The following is an 18498-nucleotide window of genomic DNA, read 5'->3' as shown; positions in this document are numbered from 1 at the left end:
AGGTTCAGGGAAGATGAGCATTCACAACTGAGTTCTCACCATTCACTATTATTTATTACTTTTTTTGTTTTTATTGACCAGCTTAACGGTCATCATGATCAAAAATACCAAAACGAAAAATCCGGCGATTAATTGCCACCAATATTCGATAACCTGCGATTTTAAGATTACGGTAAAAACGACCAGAAATAAAATAAAGGTTGCGATTTCGTTGGCCTGCCGAAGTTTGATGTTGGCCGTTTCAAGGGTATTCCCATTCAATTCTTTTAACCGAAGCACTTTTTTCCAGCACCAGTAATGGTAAATCGTCAGCCCGACAAGAAATGTCAGCTTCAGATGAAACCAGGGCGTTTTCATCAGTCCGGTATTCAGGAAGATCATCACCAACCCGCAGACTGCCATAATAATCCCTGCCGGAACTGTGATGATGTTCCACAGCCTGCGTGCCATGAAGGTGTATTGTTCTCTCAGGATCCGTTTTTTATCTTCCGCAAATTCATCGGTGTCTTTATAGTACACAAATATTCTTACCAGGTAAAAAATCCCTGCAAAATAGCTTACCATAAAGATAATGTGAAGCGCTTTGATGATGGTATAAAGCATTTTTACTAATTATTTAAGTGAAAAAATAGTGCATAGCTTATCTGAATTTTTTAAAAGCTGTAAAAATTCGTCTTTACAGCTGATCCATTGTATTCTTATAAACTGAATGTAAAGAGCATAAAAAATTAACATCAGTAACCAGAAATATTGCCAAATGAAAAGGGTGAGCACATAGGCAGCCAGAAAGAAAAAAACCGTAGCGATCAACAATCCGAGTAAATGGAAAGGTCCTGAAGAGATATCAAGCCATAATTTCTCTTTGTCATCTTCATCTTTTCTGAAATCTCCTGTAATTTCTGGCGAGGCATTCCAGCCGGCATATTTCACTTTAAAACCATTGGCTGTAACCCGTCCCTGAAAAGACTTATCCCAATCCAGAAGTTTTTTGGCCAACCGGCTTTCGATACCGGCTAAAACCTCTTGTTTCGGTTTATAAAATTCAATGATGTATCTAGAATTAAAAAACATTTAATTGAGATTATGTGCAAATATAACAATTGTATAAAGCATCTTAAAAATTTGTTTGCAAAGATAAGTTATTTCACAAAAAAAGAACGTTTTATACGAAAAAATGAAGGTGAAATAAGGATGATCAATATCAACTTAGAAACATAATGCAGAATATTCGGAATGGAAAAAACTTATTCTGTAAATAACATGGCTTTTTATGAGATTCCAAAGCCATAAATAATTCAGAGTATATCTGTTACCGTACCATTGAAATACTGTCTGTTTTCTGTCCTTGCCGGTATACTTTTATGTAGAGCAGCTTTCCGTTTTCATCATAATATCTCCAAGGGCCGAAATAGAACCAGTGCTGCTCATGATCTGAAATTTCAAGCCTGGACTTGCCTTTTTCCATGATGTTGCCATTGGGAAAATACTTTTGGGTTTTTGTCACCTCTTTCCTGATCACATCCTTCTGATATTTCCTGCCATTGAAAGAAGTTTTCCAGGTTCTTACTTTTTCCCCATTCTTATATCTTCCGGAAGCCACCAGAGTACCTTCATCTGCCGAATATTCTTCCACCCACTTCCCGTTCCGCCTGCTGACTTTCCGTTCGTCCTGGATATACTGATTTAGTTTTGTCTTACATGAAATAAGAGACAGCATCATTAAAAAGGATATATAAAGTTTGTTCATAAAAAAACAGGATTTCTACAAATATAAGAAATCCTGTTTTTATTCTACAAATGTAGAGCTATTTATTCTTTAAGAAATTACATTCAGCTCTTTTCCCACTTTTTCAAAAGCGGCAATGGCTTTATTCAGATGTTCCCTGGTATGAGCCGCAGAAAGCTGAACCCTGATTCTCGCTTTTCCTTTCGGTACGACAGGATAGAAGAATCCGATTACGTAAATTCCTTCATCCATCAGTTTTTCTGCCATTTTCTGGGCTAAAGGCGCATCGTAAAGCATTACCGGAACAATTGCTGCATCACCATCCGGAATATCAAAACCTTTGGCTTTCATTTCCGTCCTGAAATATTCGGCATTTTCCATTACCTTATCGCGAAGGGAAGTATCTTCGGAGATCATATCCAGCACCTTCAGTGCCGCTCCTACAATTCCCGGAGCTAAAGAGTTAGAGAATAAATACGGTCTGGAACGCTGTCTCAGCATATCGATGATTTCTTTCTTACCGGATGTAAATCCGCCCAGGGCACCACCCAACGCTTTTCCTAAAGTAGAGGTAATGATGTCTACCCTACCCATTACATCATTTGCTTCGTGGGTTCCGCGTCCCGTTTTCCCGATAAATCCTGTGGCGTGGGAATCGTCCACCATAACCAGCGCATCGTATTTATCGGCCAGGTCACAAACCCCTTTAAGGTCGGCTACAATTCCGTCCATGGAGAAAACCCCGTCGGTTACGATAATTTTAAACCGGTGATTTTTTTCGGAAGCAGCAATTAATTGTGCTTCCAGGTCTTCCATATTGTTGTTTTTATAACGGTATCTTGCAGCTTTACATAAACGAACCCCATCGATGATCGAAGCATGGTTCAGCTCATCCGAAATAATCGCATCCTCCTCGGTAAATAACGGCTCGAAAACCCCACCGTTCGCATCAAAACAGGCAGCATACAAAATGGTATCCTCAAGTCCCAGGAAGTCGGCAATCTTCTGCTCCAGCTGCTTGTGGATATCCTGGGTCCCGCAGATAAAACGTACCGAAGACATTCCGTAACCATGTGATCCGATCATATCCTGGGAAGCTTTCATCACTTCGGGATTGTTGGATAATCCCAGATAATTGTTGGCACAGAAGTTCAGAAGCTTTTTTCCGTTGGCTTCTATTTCCGCACTCTGCTGGGAAGTGATGATCCGTTCTTTTTTGTAAAGCCCGTCATTCTCAATATTCTGTAGTTCATTCCGTAAATTTTCAAGATACTTTTCAGAGATCATTTCTAGTAATTTTTAAGATGCGCTAATTTAATAAAAAAAGCCGTTTCGCACTTATGAAACGGCTTTGTTATTTATATCAGGGGAAATTTTATTTCTTCAAAAACTTCACTTTCTTATCATTAATCCTGAAAATGTAGGTTCCCGGAACCAGTTCGGAAATGTTAATCGGCTTTTCAGGCTGAAAGGTTCCTTTTAGCACCAGTTTCCCGTCAATGAAATAAATTGTGAAATCTGCCGGCTGATCGATTCCTTTCAGATTCAATTCGTTTTTAGCAGGATTCGGATATAAAGCAAACTCATCTTTACCGGTTTCTGAAACTGTTAACGTATTATCCTGAGCTATCGTAGAATTCTTTTCCAGGATCTGGTACTCATAATTGAATTCCACACTGGCTACCGGAAAGTTTACGGTCTGTGTAAAATACTGGTTGTTGGAAGTATTGTTCAAGGCAAAATAAGCAACCTGCCCTCCGGTACCGTTTACTTTAATCGGCAACGGCATTTCAAAGAAGGATACTGTTGAACTGCTCTGCGTCTGTGCAGCCCTGAAGGTCACGGTGTTTCCAACCTGTTTCCAGCGGATATCATAGATCGGATACCCTTCACCATAAATCCAGTCGTTTAAAAACTCGGTAAAATCTTTTCCGGTAGAGGTAAGCAAAGAAGTTTTAAAATCCTGTGTTCTGGCATAATTATATGCCAGAGCCGGCCTTGAATTATAGTCCTGAAGTGCCTGATAGAAAGCGGCATCCCCAAGAATCCATTTGATCATTCTTAAAACATAACCTCCTTTAGAATAAGACAGCCTTCCATTGAAAATCATTCCTACATTTGTTAAATTGGCATCCGAAACGTATACACTTCCACCGGGAGCACTGGTAATATAATTTTTCTGGCCTAAGAGATAATTTAAAAAGTCCGTATTCGACATCAGTAATTTTTCATTGGCCAGATGCTCTCCGTAAGTGGCAAAACCTTCATTCAGCCAGATATCGTTCCATGCACCACAGGTTATCTTATCGCCAAACCACTGATGAGTCAGCTCATGAGCGATCAGGCCTCTGCTCCAGCCTCCCATCGATGACATGGTCTGATGTTCCATTCCACCGCCGGCCTGAAATTCCATGTGCCCGTATTTCTCGTTTCTGAAAGGATAAGGGCCGAAATAGGTTTCAAAAGTATTCATCACGGTTTTTGTCCAGTCGATATTACTCATATTCGTGGTATTCGTTGAAGTGGACGGAAAAACATAATTGATGAACGGAAAAGGGGGATTCCCCATGGTATCGGTCAGTTTCACAAAATTGGTTACCGAAAATGCTATTAAGTATGCTGCAGTAGGATATTGAGTACGCCAGAAAGTAAGCTTCTGTCCGTTTCCTAACACCGTTTCGGACATCAGTTTCCCGTTTGAAGCTACGCTGTATTGGGATGGAGTGGTAATTTTCACATCTACCCTTTCGATTTTATCATTTAAACTCTGCTTGGTCGGGAACCAGTCCTGTGCCCCGTAAGGCTCACTCAAAGTAGAGAGTACCGCCGTTCCGCCCTGGGTTCCGTTAAAGAAGGCATTGTTCGCCGTCGTAGGTGCTCCTGAATAGGTAATGGTAAGCGAATCCAGCACATTGGCAGCCAGTGCCGACTGAAAATTAATTTTCACTTCTTTGCTGGAAAGCTGCTGGAAAGTAAGTGTATTCCCATGATACTGCACCTGGGAGACTGTCATCTGGTTGTCCAGATCAAAATAAATATTACTTATATTCTGGTTCGGCTTGAAGTGGGAGGTTACCGATCCTGAAACATTATAGACTGCCGGATTGATGTTTAAATCGAGCCTCTGATACTGAAGATCATAATTCAGCGTGTTCGGATTGATGTTTCCTACGGCCATTTTCTGCGCAAAGGATTTCATTTCCTTCGCCATCATGGCTTTTCGTTCGATATTATCACTTTGAGCGCAAAATTGCTGGAAAACAAAGACGCTCAGTACCAAAAAGTAAATTTTCTTCATTCTTAAATTAATTATATCAAAGATATAAAAAAACCTTTCAATCGTTGATTAAAAGGCCTTTATCTTAATTAAATTTTAATGTTCTATAAATCCAGTGCAGGCTCCAGAATTTTCTCCATTCTTTTCTTCACCATATCCACCGATCCTGCATAATTGTTTACCATCAGAGAAAAAACCAGTGTTTTCCCGGTGTTGGTTTTCAGGTATCCCGCCAGTGTTTTCACCTTGTTTAACGTTCCGGTTTTGGCAAATACCTGTCCGTTTCCAAGACCGTTGAACATTCTTTTCAGCGTTCCGGATTGTCCTCCCACCGGTAATGAATTCAGATAGGTCTTATAAAACTTTTCATCCATTAAAGAGGTCAGGAATTTAGCCTGGGCAATCGGTGTTACATTGTTGCTTCTGGAAAGCCCGCTGCCGTCGATGTAGTTAAGACCCATCATATCAAACCCATGATTTTTAAGATGTTCCGTCACAACTTTTCTGCCGGATTCGGTAGTCTGGTCACCTAAACTCTGAAAACCTACTGTTTTTAAAAGAGCTTCTGCTAATCCGTTATCGCTATGCTGATTGGTATAGTAAATAATATCTGCCAAGGTAGGAGATTTGTACACGGAAACCATTTTTCTGCCTTCCGGGTTGGCATCCGTCATTTTAGGAATTACTTTTCCGGTTACGGGAATCCCGCTCTTCACTAAAGTGGTTCTAAAAGTATTGGCTAAATAAGCAGGTGCATCAGGCAATTTTGTTGTTAACATTCCGTCACCTTCATATTTATCGGCATATACCATCTGATTATTGTACGGAGAAACGTAGAAGAATTTTTTGTCTGCCGAAAGAGCTGCTGATTTTTTCACGATCAGTTTTTCGTTCGCTGGGTTGATCTCGCGTGTGGTTCCTGCCGGTAAGTAGTAATTGTTGTTTTCCAACCAGACAACATTTTCCGGAAGCCTGGAAATATTGCCTTTGAAAAGCGCTGTCTGGATAATAATATCACCATTTACCTTTTTGATACCTTCGCGGGAAAGCCCTTCTTTAAAATCCGTCACGATGTCCCGGTAAGCCCATGCTCCGCCTTTATTGGTTCCCAATGAAGGGTCGCCACTGCCTATGATATACAGGTTTCCGTTCAGTACTCCGTTTTCGTCCACACTTCCGGAATATTCCAGCTGGGTATTCCACCGGTAATTCTCACCCAGCATGCTCATGGCTGTTTCCGTTGTCAGCAATTTGGTGGTGGAAGCCGGAACCAGCGGGGTATTTTCGTTATACGAAGAAATAACCTTCTTCGTTTTCGGGTCGTACACGACAAAGCCCCAGGTTGCATTTTTCAGCACCGGATCGGCCATCATTGTGTTTACACTAATGTCTACAAGTTCTTTAGGCGACAAAATGGTTTTCTCCACCATGGAAGTGATGGGCGAAGGTAAGTTTAAACTGCTCTTCTGATTTTCGTATGCCTGAGAATAAAGAACGGTAGATACAGTAGACTGTGCCAGGAAAAACCCTGAGGCCAACACTGCAACACCTGAAATATATTTTCTGAAATTTACCATCGATCTTTCAATTTTTGTTATATTTTGGATTGGATAAGAGACAATGGGTTAAATTGAATGTTAAACTCCAAACATATAATCAACGTCCAAATGTAGAAAATATTGTTGTATGGCAGTTCAGTAGACTATTATAAAAAGTCTATAAATTTTGTTAAAAAATGTTAAAAATCAACAAATACATCTTTTTTAATGCTTTGATAGGCAGGGATTTCCTCAAATTCTTGAATGCTTGCCAACACCAGCTTTTTGTATTCCTCATACTTTTTGCCACGGGGAAGCTTGAGCATGATCTGAAACTGGTACAGGTTATTGAGCCGGGCAATCTGAGCTTTTTCCGGGCCTAAAATACAATCTTCCGGCAAATATTTCCTGAGGATGGAACCCAGAAACTGGGAAGCACGGTTGGCCTTATCTTCACGGCGGTGCTTCAGTTCGATCATAATTAATTTCGTAAATGGCGGATAGTGGAATTTCTGGCGTTCCGTCAGGATGTATTTATAAATCCTGGCCGGATTATGCATTTTGATCAGCTGGAAAACGGAATGTTCCGGATTAAAGGTCTGGATCAGGATTTTTCCTTTTCCGGAAACCCTTCCCGCTCTTCCGGAAACCTGGGTGATGAGCTGATATGCTCTTTCTTCCGCCCGGAAATCCTGAACATAAAGTAAAGAATCCGCCTTCGGAATAGCGACCAGTTCGATATGATCGAAGTCCAGACCTTTGGAAATCATCTGAGTTCCGACCACAATATCGGTTTCCCGGTCTTCGATTTTTTCGTACAGTTTTTCGTAAGCAAATTTTTTCCGCATAGAATCCACGTCCATCCGATCCACTTCGTTATCCGGAAACAGCTTGGAAACTTCTTCATGAATCTGTTCCACGCCTACTCCTCTTTCATTGAGGTTCTCGGAGTGGCACTTCGGGCAGGTTTTCGGTTTGGAAGCGCGCTGGCCGCAGTAATGGCATTTCATTTCATTGGCAGCCTTGTGATAGGTCATCACCACATCACAATTGGAACAGTAGTTTACATATCCGCAGGTCTCACATTCCACCACGTTGGCGTAACCACGGCGGTTGTGAAGAACAATGGCCTGGCTCCGCTCTTCCAGCACTTTTTTCATTTCATCGATCAGATGCAGCGAAAAATTCCCGGATATTTTTTTGGAATCCTGGGCTTCCTTGAAGTTGATGATCTCATATTCCGGCAGGCTGACGTTGCCGAAACGTTCTTCCAGGAAGATGTATTTCATTTTTTCCTTCCTTGCATTGTAATAACTTTCTACGGAAGGTGTTGCCGAACCTAGAATGACACGTGCACCATAAAAATTCCCAAGTACCAGAGCTGCATCTTTCGCATTGAAATACGGCGATACTTCCCTCGGCCTGTAGGCGGAATCGTGTTCTTCATCTACGACAATCAGTCCTAAATTCTGAAACGGCAGGAATAAGGCATTCCGGGTTCCGATCAGGATTTTAATGTCGTTTTGCCGGATTCTCCGCCATACTTCCACCCTTTCAAAATCAGTGAGTTTCTGATGATAAAAGCCGAGCTGGCGGCCGTATTTTTTTTCCAGCCGCTGGGTAATCTGTTTGGTTAATGATATTTCGGGAAGCATGAACAGGACATTCCGGCCTTCGCTGATACATTCTTCAATTTTCTCTAAATACAAATGGGTTTTCCCCGATGAAGTTACGCCGTGAAGCAGAACATTCTTTCCATCTTCAAATGCCTCATCGATTTCCGTTTTGGCAGTTTTCTGGGCTTCGGAAAGTTCCTCGAGCGCTTCAATTTCACCTTCATAGCTTTCCAGCCGGTCTTTCTGCATGTAATATTCCTCTACGAGGTTTTTATCGGCCAAAGCTTTAAAATGGGAACTTCCGAAGTAACCGTCCTCAAAGAGATCCGATTTTTTCAGGCGAAGATCCGGATTTTCGCTCTGTTTTTCAAGGATATGGAGAAAAAGATCTTTCTGTTTCCTGGCTTTATTCAATTTCAACAGGATTTCCGTGAGTTTTTCATTCTCTAAAACCCCGTCTTTGATTTTTACGTAAGCAATTTCTTTTGCCCTGTATTTTTCCGCAATTTTTTCATCAATTTCAATATACTGCAGATCAATTAATGAATTGACGGTCTTGACGATGTCTTTTTTCGGAATGAAGGCCTCGATATCGGTAAGGTTAATTAGCTGACGGACTTCCAGTGCCTGAATGAGGTACATTTCATTTACATCGAGGTTTTCAAAATCAACGGTAACGTTCGGTTTCAGCTTCAGGTAGGTTTCACTTTCGAGTTTCAGGGAAGAAGGAAACGCAAAACGGTAGATTTCCCCCAGTCCGCACAGGTAATAGTCGGACAGCCAGTTCCAGAACCGGATCTGCTCCTCCGGAACGATCGGTTGATCATCCAGCAAACTGATGACTTCTTTCGCAATAAATGTTTCAGGCGTCTTGTCGTGAAGTTCAAAGACAATGCCCGTATAGATTTTTTTTCCGCCGAACGGAACCAGCACCCGCATTCCGATACGGATTCCGGACATTAATTCTTCAGGAACTTTATAGGTAAAGGATCCTTTCAAGTTTAACGGTAAAATAATCTGGGCGTAATTCAAGAGAAATATTTAAAGTGTAAAATTAAAATTTTCCGGAGAGAAGTGCAATTTTTAAGGAAGTTAAATGGATGAGTTTTTTATTGGAGATCTGTTTTTGAAACGCGACGTGCGCGAAGGTTTTTTTTTAAGTATTGAGAATATTTTACGGGCGCAAGGGCGTTTCACTCATCAAATGAGCAGTAACGCTGCTCATTGAGTGGTGATTGTAATTAATTATAACTCTGAATTGAGCTTTTTATCGGAGATGTGTTTCAAACGTGACGCTCGCCAAGATTCCGTTTGAAAGTATGGAGAATATTTTCCGGGCGCAAGGGCGTTTCACTCAGCAAATGAGCAGTAACGCTGATCATTGAGTGGTGATTGTAATTAATTATAATTCTGAATTGAGCTTTTTATCGTAGATATGTTTCAAACGTGACGCTCGCCAAGATTTCTTTTTAAAGTATGGAGAATATTTTCCGGGCGCAAGGGCGTTTCACTCAGCAAATGAGCAGTAACGCTGATCATTGAGTGGTGATTGTAATTAATTATAATTCTGAATTGAGCTTTTTATCGTAGATATGTTTCAAACGTGCCGCTCGCCAAGATTTCTTTTTAAAGTATGGAGAATATTTTCCGGGCGCAACCCGTCACAGCCCGGATAGAAACGGTACCCCACAGCAAGCGTTGGCCCTGGCGGCAGTGCGAGGAGTAAGAGTGGATAGCCGGATAAGCTCCTTATTAATGAGAGGGTCTTAGAGTTGGTAAGTTTATGCGTTTAATCGTTTTGAGAATAGTAGGGGTTTATCTGGATTAAAAGAAGAATTCGGTCAGATGGTACCAGATGGCAGAGGTAAAAAGTCCGGCGATGATGCTGAAACCGATGGTTAAATTGGTGAGTTTGGTGTTGAGCCGGAACTGTTCGGCGATGATGCTTGAAGTAACCACGGTGGGCATGGCGGCTTCAAATACGGTGATTTTAGCAACATCTCCTTTGATGCCGGCCAACATTGCAAGGCCTAAAACCAGTGCCGGAGCCAGGATCAGCTTGTAGAGCATGGAAACGGACATTTGGGGAATAAGTTTTTTCCAGCCGTTGAATTTCAGTTGAAGTCCTACTGAAAATAAAGCCAACGGACTTACGGTAGCCGCCAGTTTATCAAAGAAAGGTTCTGCCGGTGAAAAATCAATAAACCTTGACAGGACCAATGCAGCGATACAACCGATGAGCGGCGGAAAAGTAACAAGCCTTTTCAGGATAAACTTTGCACTTACCTTCCCGGACCGACTGCCTCCTTTTACCGCAGCGATGATGCCTAACGTCGAAAGGGCCAGGAACATCGTCTGGTCGCAGATCACGGCGATGCTTAAAAGGTTTTCCCCATAAAATGCGGCCACCAGCGGAAAGCCGATAAACGAAGTGTTGCTGTAACCGCTTACCAGTTCCAGTGTGCTCCGTGAACGCCCAGAATAGCCTTTGTACCGGCTGTACCCCATCATAAAGAAAAAACAGAATACCGATATGAGGAAGGTTGCCGCTACGGGAAAAAGCATTTCGACCGTCCATTGTATTTTTGGAAGGTATTTGAAGGAAACGGCCGGAAGCGCAAGGTACAGGATCCAGGTGTTGATCCCTTTGTGAGCGTCGGGATGAATGGATTTTGTCGCCTTAAAAACCATTCCCGCGATGATGCACACTGCAATCAGAACAAAATTGAACATACTTCAGAATTCTGCAGCAAAGGTACGGCTGAAATTTTATTTCTCTACATTCCGGATCGGAGTTTCCTCCATTTTTCTGCGATAAATAGAATGAGTTTCAAGACAACTGCCGTTAAAACAACTCCTATCATTGAAGGAAAGCTGAGCAACCGGAGGAAAAGACCTTGCTCGACGATTTTTTCTTTTGTGCCGGATAATTTCCAGATCGCCGGATAAAATCGGTCCAGGTTTCCGAATTTTTGATGATTGCGGGTGATGAAGAATGTATTGGGTTCCTTCCTTTTCCCTGATCTGGCGATATTGCTTTCTCCACGATAAAAAGGATATACCGTAATATTTTTGCCCGTCTGCAACGTGACGATGATATTATCTTTTGTATCGATGCCCAATCTAAAAGGTTTTCCTTTTGCATCTTTCACCTTAAAAGATCCTGTAAAGTTCCCTGCTCTGTCATATTTCTGAATAACCGAGTAGAAATTGTCTCCTGTAAAAATATTCTCACGACTATCGACAACGAATCCGGCAAAATCGTTGATTGGCAGTTCAGCTTGTATTTTAAAATCGGTCCATGTCATAACAATTCCTGGTATAAATACCATGAAGAATATGAAAAACAGGAAATCGGAAATCTTTTTTATTATTTTCATGAATAAACCTACATTATTGCTCCGTCAAATCCTAAATTTCCGCCACCTCTATTTTTTCTAAAGGTTTGATAGGTGATTTTTGTGTAAATCTCATAGGTTTTCAAAAACCTATGAGGTTGAATTTACCGGAATTTTACTTATTCATCGTATCCCAAAGGCTCATGACCTCGATTTTTTCCACAGGCTTTGACAGGATGATCTTTTTCGATGTATTCGGAAGCAGATCGAAAAAGTTATCACTGAAATGAGTGTCTCCCATAAGATAAACATCTTTTGCCAGGACATCGGTGGAAATTTCAATTTCAGTAGCAGAGACTTTTTTAATCTGAAAGGTCGGTTTTGAAAGTTTGAGATCTTTCGGTTTGCCGAAATAAAATAATTTTTCAGCTTTTTGCCCAGGGCTGTCAAAGCTCAGCCTTAGAACTGATGCTGATAAATCAAACCCTGCAAAATCAGATTCTTCTATTGCCAGATGCTTACCAGATGAATTGGCAGGTAAGTGATCGGCAGCATCCGACGCCCATAATGGCTTTCCATCAAAACTTAAAAGTTCTGCCTGTAAATCTCCATCGAAGTCAGTTAACGTGTCATTCAAAAGGTAAACATCATATGCTTTTTCTTTTTTCTCCACTAAGACAGCCATCGCTTCAAAGCTTCTTTTTACCTGATAATGCAACGCTTTCCAGTTTCCCAGATAATCGATGGACGACCATGAAACGACCGGCCAGCAATCGTTGAGCTGCCAGTACAGGGTTCCCATATTATAAGGTTTAGCCCGGCGGTGGGCCTCGATGGCGATCTGCATCCCTCTTGCCTGAAGAAGCTGGGAAACATAGTTGTATTTTACAAAATCTTTCGGAACGATATAGTCCCGTTTCATATAATTCTCAATAATCTCCCAACCTCTGGAATGTTTTTCGTGCGCTTTGATCACAGGATTTTGTAAACTTAAATCCGGTTTTCCCGAGAACATCGATTTTGTGGTTTCTAAAGTCGGCATTCCCTGAAAGCCATATTCTGAAGCGAAACGAGGAACTTTTTCATTGTAGATTTCAAAAGGCTGTTCTCCCCACCAAACGCCCCAATAATGGGAATCACCTTCCGTCAGGCTTTCTTTATGTCCCCAACCGATGGAAGGTGAACTTTGCCAGTAGAGCTGTTTATCCGCTGTTGCATATTTTTTAATGGCATCCGGAATCACTTCGTGAAAAATGGTTTTGTAATCTTTCCAGACCTGCACCGAGTCTTCTTTTGAATATTTAAATTGTTTCTGATATCCCCAGTTGACGATTGCTTCATCAATTTCGTTGTTTCCGCACCAAAGAGCCAGTGAAGGATGGTTCTGAAGCCTTTCGATCTGATCTTTGACTTCCAGTTCCACATTTTTCTGAAAGTTTTCGTCTGCGGGATAAAAGCTTCCGGCAAACATAAAATCCTGCCATACCAGGATGCCGTTTTCATCACAGGCTTTGTAAAATTCATCGTCTTCATAGATTCCGCCGCCCCAAATCCTAATCATATTCATGTGCGCTTCTTTGCAATCACGGATCAGCTTCCGGTACTTTTCTTTGGTTATTCGTGGTGAAAAGCTGTCCCCCGGAATCCAATTGGTTCCTTTTGCGTACATCGGCTGACCGTTGACTTTAAAATAAAACGATTTTCCTTTGGCATCCTTATCCTGTACCAGTTCTACCGTTCTCAATCCGATCCGTTCTGTTTTTTCGCATATGAGTTTTATCTCTTTTTGTATGCTGATTTTTATATTGTAGAGATTTGGTTCCCCCCATCCATTGGGCTGCCATAGCCTCGGATTCTGAATCTGATATGGAACTAAAATCGTATTGAGTCCCTGTTTCAGAGAAAAAGTATGCGCATTACCGTTCACCGCAACAGTGTACTTTCCGCCTTTCTCTGTAAAAATTTCGGTGTGGATGTCCAGCTCTGCTTTTTTATCAGTTATTTTAACCTGCTCGATCTTCACGGCTTCCAGTTTAGCCTGATTCCAGAAACTGAGTCTGACGTCTTTCCAGATTCCTGCTGTCACCAATCTCGGCCCCCAATCCCAACCAAACTGATACTGCGCTTTACGCACGAAGCTTCTCGGTGATTCCGGAAGGGTGAAAGGAATTTTTTTGGCTAATTCTTTTCCAACATTAACGGCTGATTTAAATTTCACATGAAGAATGTTTTCACCCTGTTTTACATAAGGTTTAACCGGAATGGTCCATTTCCTGAACATATTGTCCGTTTTCTTCAGCAGTTTTCCATTCAGATAAATTTCAGCAAAAGTATCCAGTCCGTCGAAAACCAGATCAATATGCTGGTTCTCCAGCTCTGTAGCAGAAACGGTAAACTGAGTCTGATAATCCCAATCTTCATTTTCTACCCATTGCACCTTTTTTTCGTTTTCGTCTTTGTAAGGATCAGGAATCATATTGTTGTTCATCAGATCCAGATGAGCGGTTCCCGGAACGGTGGCTGTCAACCACTTATTTTCTTTTGAATTTTTAAACTGCCAATTCCGGGAAGCCAAAGAGCGTTCCGAAGTCTGGCCGTTGATCAGAAGCTGAATGAAAAGAAAGGAAAAAAATAAAATTTTGTTCATTATAAATTGTTTACAACCCTGTGGATTCCATGTTTTATAAGTAATGTATTAAAATTAATCAAAAGTCCGAGTTTCATATGGGCTAATTTCAAATACGTTAACAATTGAGCCTGAAATATGGGATGTATTTCTAAAACCGATTTTATTTCAACAATTACTTTGCCTTCGATGAAAAGATCTATTTTATAGGTATTTTCGATTATTACATCTTTGTATATAAGAGGTAACGCAACCTGTTGTTGTACATCAAGGCCCAACTGTTTTAATTCATAAAGCAGGGCAATTTCATAAGTATTCTCTAATAGACCAACCCCTAAACTTCGGTGTACTTCCAGTGCGGCTCCAATAATTTTGTAAGATAATTCGTTTTCTGTCATATGTGTATTTTATTTAACGCAAAGGCTTATTTTCTCTGTGTATAAAGTAAGGAAGCAAAGAATAGATCAGCAAGCTGATCTGATGAAGCGCAGCGCCTTATCCGTACGCTTCATCTGCGGCTTTGCCGCCTGCTTTGCCCGCTTAAAATATGCTGCCTCACAAATAAAACTTTGCGTTTAATTAATTTGCGGGTATTTTTCAAAATTACAATTTCATTTTCTCCAGGCGTGTGTTTTTGTTAACGCAAAGGTTTGTTCTTTTCTATGTATAAATCAAGGGAGCAAAGAGGGGATCAGCTAGCTGATCTGATGAAGCGAACGCATTATCAGTACGCTTCATCAGCGGCTTTGCCGCCTGCTTTGTCCGTTTAACATATGCAGCCTTATAAATAAAACTTTACGTTTAATTAATTTGCTAAGTATTTTTCAAAATTACAATTTCATTTTCTCCAGGCGTGTGTCTTTGTTAACGCAAAGGTTTGTGCTTTTCTAGGTATAAATCAAGGGAGCAGAGAGGGGATCAGCTAGCTGATCGGATGAAGCGAACGCATTATCCGTACGCTTCATCAGCGGCTTTGCCGCCTGCTTTGCCCGCTTAAAATATGCAGCCTTATAAATAAAACTTTGCGTTTAATTAATTTGCTAAGTATTTTTCAAAATTACAATTTCATTTTCTCCAGGCGTGTGTCTTTGTTAACGCAAAGGTTTGTTCTTTTCTATGTATCAATCAAGGGAGCAAAGAGGGATCAACTAGCTGATATGATGCAGCGAACGCATTATCCGTACGCTTCCCCAGCGGCTTTGCCGCCTGCTTTGCCCACTTAAAATATGCAGCCTTATAAATAAAACTCTGCGTTTAATTAATTTGTTGAGTATTTTTCAAAATTACAATTTCATTTTCTCCAGGCGTGTGTTTTTGTTAACGCAAAGGTTTATTCTTTTCTATGTATAAATCAAGGGAGCAAAGAGGGATCAACTAGCTGATATGATGAAGCGAACGCATTATCCGTACGCTTCATCAGCGGCTTTGCCGCCTGCTTTGTCCGTTTAACATATGCAGCCTTATGAATAAAATTTTGCGTTAATTAATTGCTAAGTATTTTTTAAAGCCACTACCTCTTCTGCGCTGGCAAAAGCACCGCCGTCCGTGATGGCGGATGAATGGAAATACTTTGCTTTCGTATACTCCCGGATTTCTTCGATGTTTGTTGAACGCAGGCCACCACCAACCAGGATTTCGATTCTTCCGGCGGATAATTCCACCAGCTTTTTGAGATTTTCTTTGCCTTCGGAAACACTCGGTTGCTGACCGGATGTAAGAATGGTCTTAAAGCCACAGCCGATCACTTTTTCCAGGGAATCTTCAAGATCTTTGGCACGATCGAAGGCGCGGTGAAAGGTACAGGGATATGGTTTAGCCATTTTCACTAACTCTGTATTTTGCTCAACATTCACCTCATCATTCTCATTTAAAATCCCGAAAACGAACCCGTCGACGTTTAATGATTTTAATTGAATCAGATCCGATTTCATCTGTTCAAATTCCTCATCAGTATACGTAAAATCTCCCCCTCGCGGACGAATCATCACAAACATTGGAATACTGATTTTTTCATGCAGGTGTTTTACCGTTTCAAAGTCAGGCGTAGTTCCGCCTTCGCTTAATCCATCACACAGCTCAATGCGGTCGGCTCCGTTTTCAAAGGCGGTAATGGCGGATTCCGGATTGAAGCAGGCTATTTCTATTTTAGACATTTTAATCGTTTAAAGTTTAATGTTCAGAATTCAAGGTTTACTTTAGAGCAAATCCGGGTTTTTCCAGACGGTTTCCTTTCTGGTCGTATACGGCAAAGCTGAACCCGTCCTGGATGCAGTAAGAGCCATATTCTCCTTTTTTATTCAGGGCGATAAACCCGACCTGGATGTCTTTCAAGTTTTTATTTCTTCTTTTGGTAATCTGTACGATTCTTTCCACAGCTTCTTTACACGCCTGCTGCGGCGTTTTTCCCTGGCGCATCAGCTCAACCACCAGGTGGGTTCCTACCGTTCTGATTACTTCTTCACCATGACCGGTTGCCGTAGCTGCGCCCACTTCATTGTCTACGAAGAGCCCTGCACCGATAATCGGGGAATCGCCTACCCTGCCATGCATTTTGAAGGCCATTCCACTCGTGGTACATGCTCCGGAGAGGTTTCCGTTGGCATCTAAGGCAATCATTCCGATGGTATCGTGGTTTTCAATATTAACGATGGGCATGTATTTACTGTCTTTCAGCCAGTCTTTCCATTCCTTTTCAGATTCGGGCGTGAGGAGGTTTTCTTTTTTAAAACCCTGGGAAACGGCAAACTGCAAAGCACCGTCGCCAACCAGCATCACATGCGGTGTTTTTTCCATCACCGCGCGGGCTACGGAAATTGGGTTTTTGATATATTCCAGACAGGCTACCGAACCGATATTGTAATTTTCATCCATGATACAAGCATCCAGCGTTACCCTTCCATCTCTATCCGGCCGGCCGCCATAGCCCACGCTTCTTTCAGTAGGATCATCTTCCACCAGACGGACTCCTCTTTCTACCGCGTCCAGTGCTTTGCCGCCGTTGTCTAACGTTTTCCAGGCCTCCTCATTGGCTCTCAGTCCGAAATCCCAGGTGGACAGAACAATAGGTTTATTAGTAATGGTATTGTTATTCTGAACCTTTTCTCCGGCGAAAACATCCAATGGATTTACTGTGAGGGCCAGCGAAGCTATTGCTGATTTTTTCAGGAATTTCCTCCTACTTTGCATATGAGATTTATTTGAGTCCCAAATTAAGGATTTTCCTGTTGGTGCGAAATAAAAAAGCGATGGATTTTCTATCGCCGGAAAATGATTTATAAAAATCAGTGAGGAAGCTTTTCCCTGAAATACCCGTACACCCAGGTTCCGAAAATGGCACTTAGCAAAGTAACAGTTACCGCCAGTGCTCCCGTTCCGATCTGCGCGAAAAGAGGTCCCGGGCAGGCTCCGGTAACAGCCCAGCCGAATCCGAAGATCAGTCCGCCATATACCTGACCTTTATTGAATTTTTTTGGAGCAATGGAGATTTTTTCGCCATGTATGGTCTTAATATTAATTTTTTTGATGAGGAAAACGGAAATCATTCCCGTCAGGATGGCACTTCCAATAACACCGTACATATGGAACGACTGAAACCGGAACATTTCCTGGATCCTGAACCAGCTTATAATTTCTGCTTTTACAAATACAATTCCGAACGCAATTCCTACCAGCAGGTATTTCAAATTGTAGTACCATTTGTGATGAAGCCTGCTTTCGTTGGTACAAACACTGTCCTGGTGACGTATATCTTTTTCTGTTGCCATAAGTTTAAAATTAAAGTGAAAGAATTACCGGCAGAATAACATTGGCCATCAGAAAACCTCCTGCCATGAAGCAAATGGTGGCTACCAAAGACGGCCATTGCAGGTTGGAAAGTCCCATAATCGCGTGTCCGCTGGTACATCCGCCGGCGTAACGCGTCCCGAAACCGACTAAAAATCCGCCGACAACCATGGTAATAAAGCCCCTCAGTGTCAACAGGCTTTCAAAATTCATGAGCTGTGTGGGAACAAGATGGCTGTAATCCGTAATTCCATAGGCAGCCAGTTCGGCACGGAGATCCGGATTGACGGTAATTTCTCCAGGATTCATCAAAAACTGAGCGGCAATGATCCCGCCCAAGAAAATTCCGAAAACAAAAAAAAGATTCCAGAGTTCTTTTTTCCAGTCGTATCTGAAAAAGCTGATTTTTGCGGGAATACAGGCCGCACAGATATGCCTTAACGACGAGCTGATCCCGAAAGATTTGTTACCCAGAATAAGCAGGACCGGAACGGTAAGACCGATCAGCGGGCCGGCCACATACCATGGCCAGGGATCTTTTATGATTTCTAACATGGATAATATTTTTGATATTAATTATACTAAGTTATTGTT

15 protein-coding genes are annotated in these 18498 nt (G+C 41.7%); all 15 read right to left on the bottom strand.

The window, feature by feature from the left end:
• Positions 1 to 48 precede the first annotated feature (48 nt).
• The 15 genes from ACED20_RS16870 to ACED20_RS16800 all read right to left on the bottom strand — a co-directional run bounded on the left by ACED20_RS16870 (position 49) and on the right by ACED20_RS16800 (position 18459).
• Positions 49 to 603, bottom strand: a complete 555-nt coding sequence (locus tag ACED20_RS16870; RefSeq protein WP_294241154.1) for a CopD family protein — start codon at positions 601 to 603, stop codon at positions 49 to 51.
• 9 nt (positions 604 to 612) lie between these two features.
• Positions 613 to 1071: a hypothetical protein gene (locus ACED20_RS16865; protein WP_345767646.1), complete on the bottom strand. Its 459-nt coding sequence runs from the start codon at positions 1069 to 1071 to the stop codon at positions 613 to 615.
• A 238-nt stretch (positions 1072 to 1309) separates the two neighbouring features.
• A complete protein-coding gene (locus ACED20_RS16860) occupies positions 1310 to 1747 on the bottom strand; it encodes a hypothetical protein (protein WP_295212889.1) in 438 nt (145 codons plus the stop codon).
• Between the two features lie 69 nt (positions 1748 to 1816).
• Positions 1817 to 3013, bottom strand: a complete 1197-nt coding sequence (gene kbl / locus ACED20_RS16855; protein WP_345767645.1) for a glycine C-acetyltransferase — start codon at positions 3011 to 3013, stop codon at positions 1817 to 1819.
• Positions 3014 to 3101: 88 nt separating this feature from the next.
• Positions 3102 to 5024, bottom strand: a complete 1923-nt coding sequence (locus tag ACED20_RS16850; RefSeq protein WP_378105896.1) for a M1 family aminopeptidase — start codon at positions 5022 to 5024, stop codon at positions 3102 to 3104.
• Positions 5025 to 5107: 83 nt separating this feature from the next.
• A complete protein-coding gene (gene dacB / locus ACED20_RS16845; RefSeq protein WP_294291128.1) occupies positions 5108 to 6580 on the bottom strand; it encodes a D-alanyl-D-alanine carboxypeptidase/D-alanyl-D-alanine-endopeptidase in 1473 nt (490 codons plus the stop codon).
• A gap of 161 nt (positions 6581 to 6741) precedes the next feature.
• On the bottom strand, positions 6742 to 9189 hold the full coding sequence (gene priA, locus ACED20_RS16840; protein WP_378105893.1) for a primosomal protein N': 2448 nt from the start codon (positions 9187 to 9189) through the stop codon (positions 6742 to 6744).
• 792 nt (positions 9190 to 9981) lie between these two features.
• Entirely contained in the window at positions 9982 to 10890 is a 909-nt protein-coding gene (locus ACED20_RS16835) for an AEC family transporter (protein ID WP_294225508.1), read from the bottom strand.
• Positions 10891 to 10934: 44 nt separating this feature from the next.
• Entirely contained in the window at positions 10935 to 11537 is a 603-nt protein-coding gene (locus tag ACED20_RS16830; protein WP_345767639.1) for a hypothetical protein, read from the bottom strand.
• A 133-nt stretch (positions 11538 to 11670) separates the two neighbouring features.
• Positions 11671 to 14142 carry a glycoside hydrolase family 2 protein gene (locus tag ACED20_RS16825; protein ID WP_378105889.1) on the bottom strand — a complete coding sequence of 824 codons (2472 nt, stop codon included), beginning with the start codon at positions 14140 to 14142 and terminating at the stop codon, positions 11671 to 11673.
• Positions 14142 to 14519: a GxxExxY protein gene (locus ACED20_RS16820; protein WP_345767636.1), complete on the bottom strand. Its 378-nt coding sequence runs from the start codon at positions 14517 to 14519 to the stop codon at positions 14142 to 14144. Before ACED20_RS16820 ends, ACED20_RS16825 begins: the two co-directional genes overlap by 1 nt.
• Before the next feature lie 1092 nt (positions 14520 to 15611).
• On the bottom strand, positions 15612 to 16274 hold the full coding sequence (locus ACED20_RS16815; protein ID WP_294225523.1) for a copper homeostasis protein CutC: 663 nt from the start codon (positions 16272 to 16274) through the stop codon (positions 15612 to 15614).
• Positions 16275 to 16311: 37 nt separating this feature from the next.
• Positions 16312 to 17307 (bottom strand): isoaspartyl peptidase/L-asparaginase family protein, encoded by a 996-nt coding sequence (locus ACED20_RS16810; protein WP_294263390.1) that lies wholly within the window; start codon positions 17305 to 17307, stop codon positions 16312 to 16314.
• Positions 17308 to 17402: 95 nt separating this feature from the next.
• Positions 17403 to 17885, bottom strand: coding sequence for a DUF6691 family protein (locus ACED20_RS16805; RefSeq protein ID WP_294202603.1), 483 nt, complete (start codon positions 17883 to 17885; stop codon positions 17403 to 17405).
• Between the two features lie 10 nt (positions 17886 to 17895).
• The gene (locus tag ACED20_RS16800) at positions 17896 to 18459 is read right to left on the bottom strand and encodes a YeeE/YedE family protein (protein ID WP_294202604.1); all 564 of its coding nucleotides are present in this window, start codon (positions 18457 to 18459) and stop codon (positions 17896 to 17898) included.
• Positions 18460 to 18498 lie beyond the last annotated feature (39 nt).

This window comes from Chryseobacterium sp. sg2396, from assembly GCF_042610505.1.
Taxonomy (GTDB): Bacteria; Bacteroidota; Bacteroidia; order Flavobacteriales; family Weeksellaceae; genus Chryseobacterium.
The sequence above is the reverse complement of the archived record's forward strand: the minus strand, read 5'-3'. Positions and strand labels throughout refer to the sequence as shown.

Coding starts and splice junctions, on each gene's coding strand:
- ACED20_RS16870 (WP_294241154.1), bottom strand. CDS start 603: ATGCTTTATACCATCATCAAAGCGCTTCACATTATCTTTATGGTAAGC.
- ACED20_RS16865 (WP_345767646.1), bottom strand. CDS start 1,071: ATGTTTTTTAATTCTAGATACATCATTGAATTTTATAAACCGAAACAA.
- ACED20_RS16860 (WP_295212889.1), bottom strand. CDS start 1,747: ATGAACAAACTTTATATATCCTTTTTAATGATGCTGTCTCTTATTTCA.
- kbl (WP_345767645.1), bottom strand. CDS start 3,013: ATGATCTCTGAAAAGTATCTTGAAAATTTACGGAATGAACTACAGAAT.
- ACED20_RS16850 (WP_378105896.1), bottom strand. CDS start 5,024: ATGAAGAAAATTTACTTTTTGGTACTGAGCGTCTTTGTTTTCCAGCAA.
- dacB (WP_294291128.1), bottom strand. CDS start 6,580: ATGGTAAATTTCAGAAAATATATTTCAGGTGTTGCAGTGTTGGCCTCA.
- ACED20_RS16835 (WP_294225508.1), bottom strand. CDS start 10,890: ATGTTCAATTTTGTTCTGATTGCAGTGTGCATCATCGCGGGAATGGTT.
- ACED20_RS16830 (WP_345767639.1), bottom strand. CDS start 11,537: ATGAAAATAATAAAAAAGATTTCCGATTTCCTGTTTTTCATATTCTTC.
- ACED20_RS16825 (WP_378105889.1), bottom strand. CDS start 14,142: ATGAACAAAATTTTATTTTTTTCCTTTCTTTTCATTCAGCTTCTGATC.
- ACED20_RS16820 (WP_345767636.1), bottom strand. CDS start 14,519: ATGACAGAAAACGAATTATCTTACAAAATTATTGGAGCCGCACTGGAA.
- ACED20_RS16815 (WP_294225523.1), bottom strand. CDS start 16,274: ATGTCTAAAATAGAAATAGCCTGCTTCAATCCGGAATCCGCCATTACC.
- ACED20_RS16810 (WP_294263390.1), bottom strand. CDS start 17,307: ATGCAAAGTAGGAGGAAATTCCTGAAAAAATCAGCAATAGCTTCGCTG.
- ACED20_RS16805 (WP_294202603.1), bottom strand. CDS start 17,885: ATGGCAACAGAAAAAGATATACGTCACCAGGACAGTGTTTGTACCAAC.
- ACED20_RS16800 (WP_294202604.1), bottom strand. CDS start 18,459: ATGTTAGAAATCATAAAAGATCCCTGGCCATGGTATGTGGCCGGCCCG.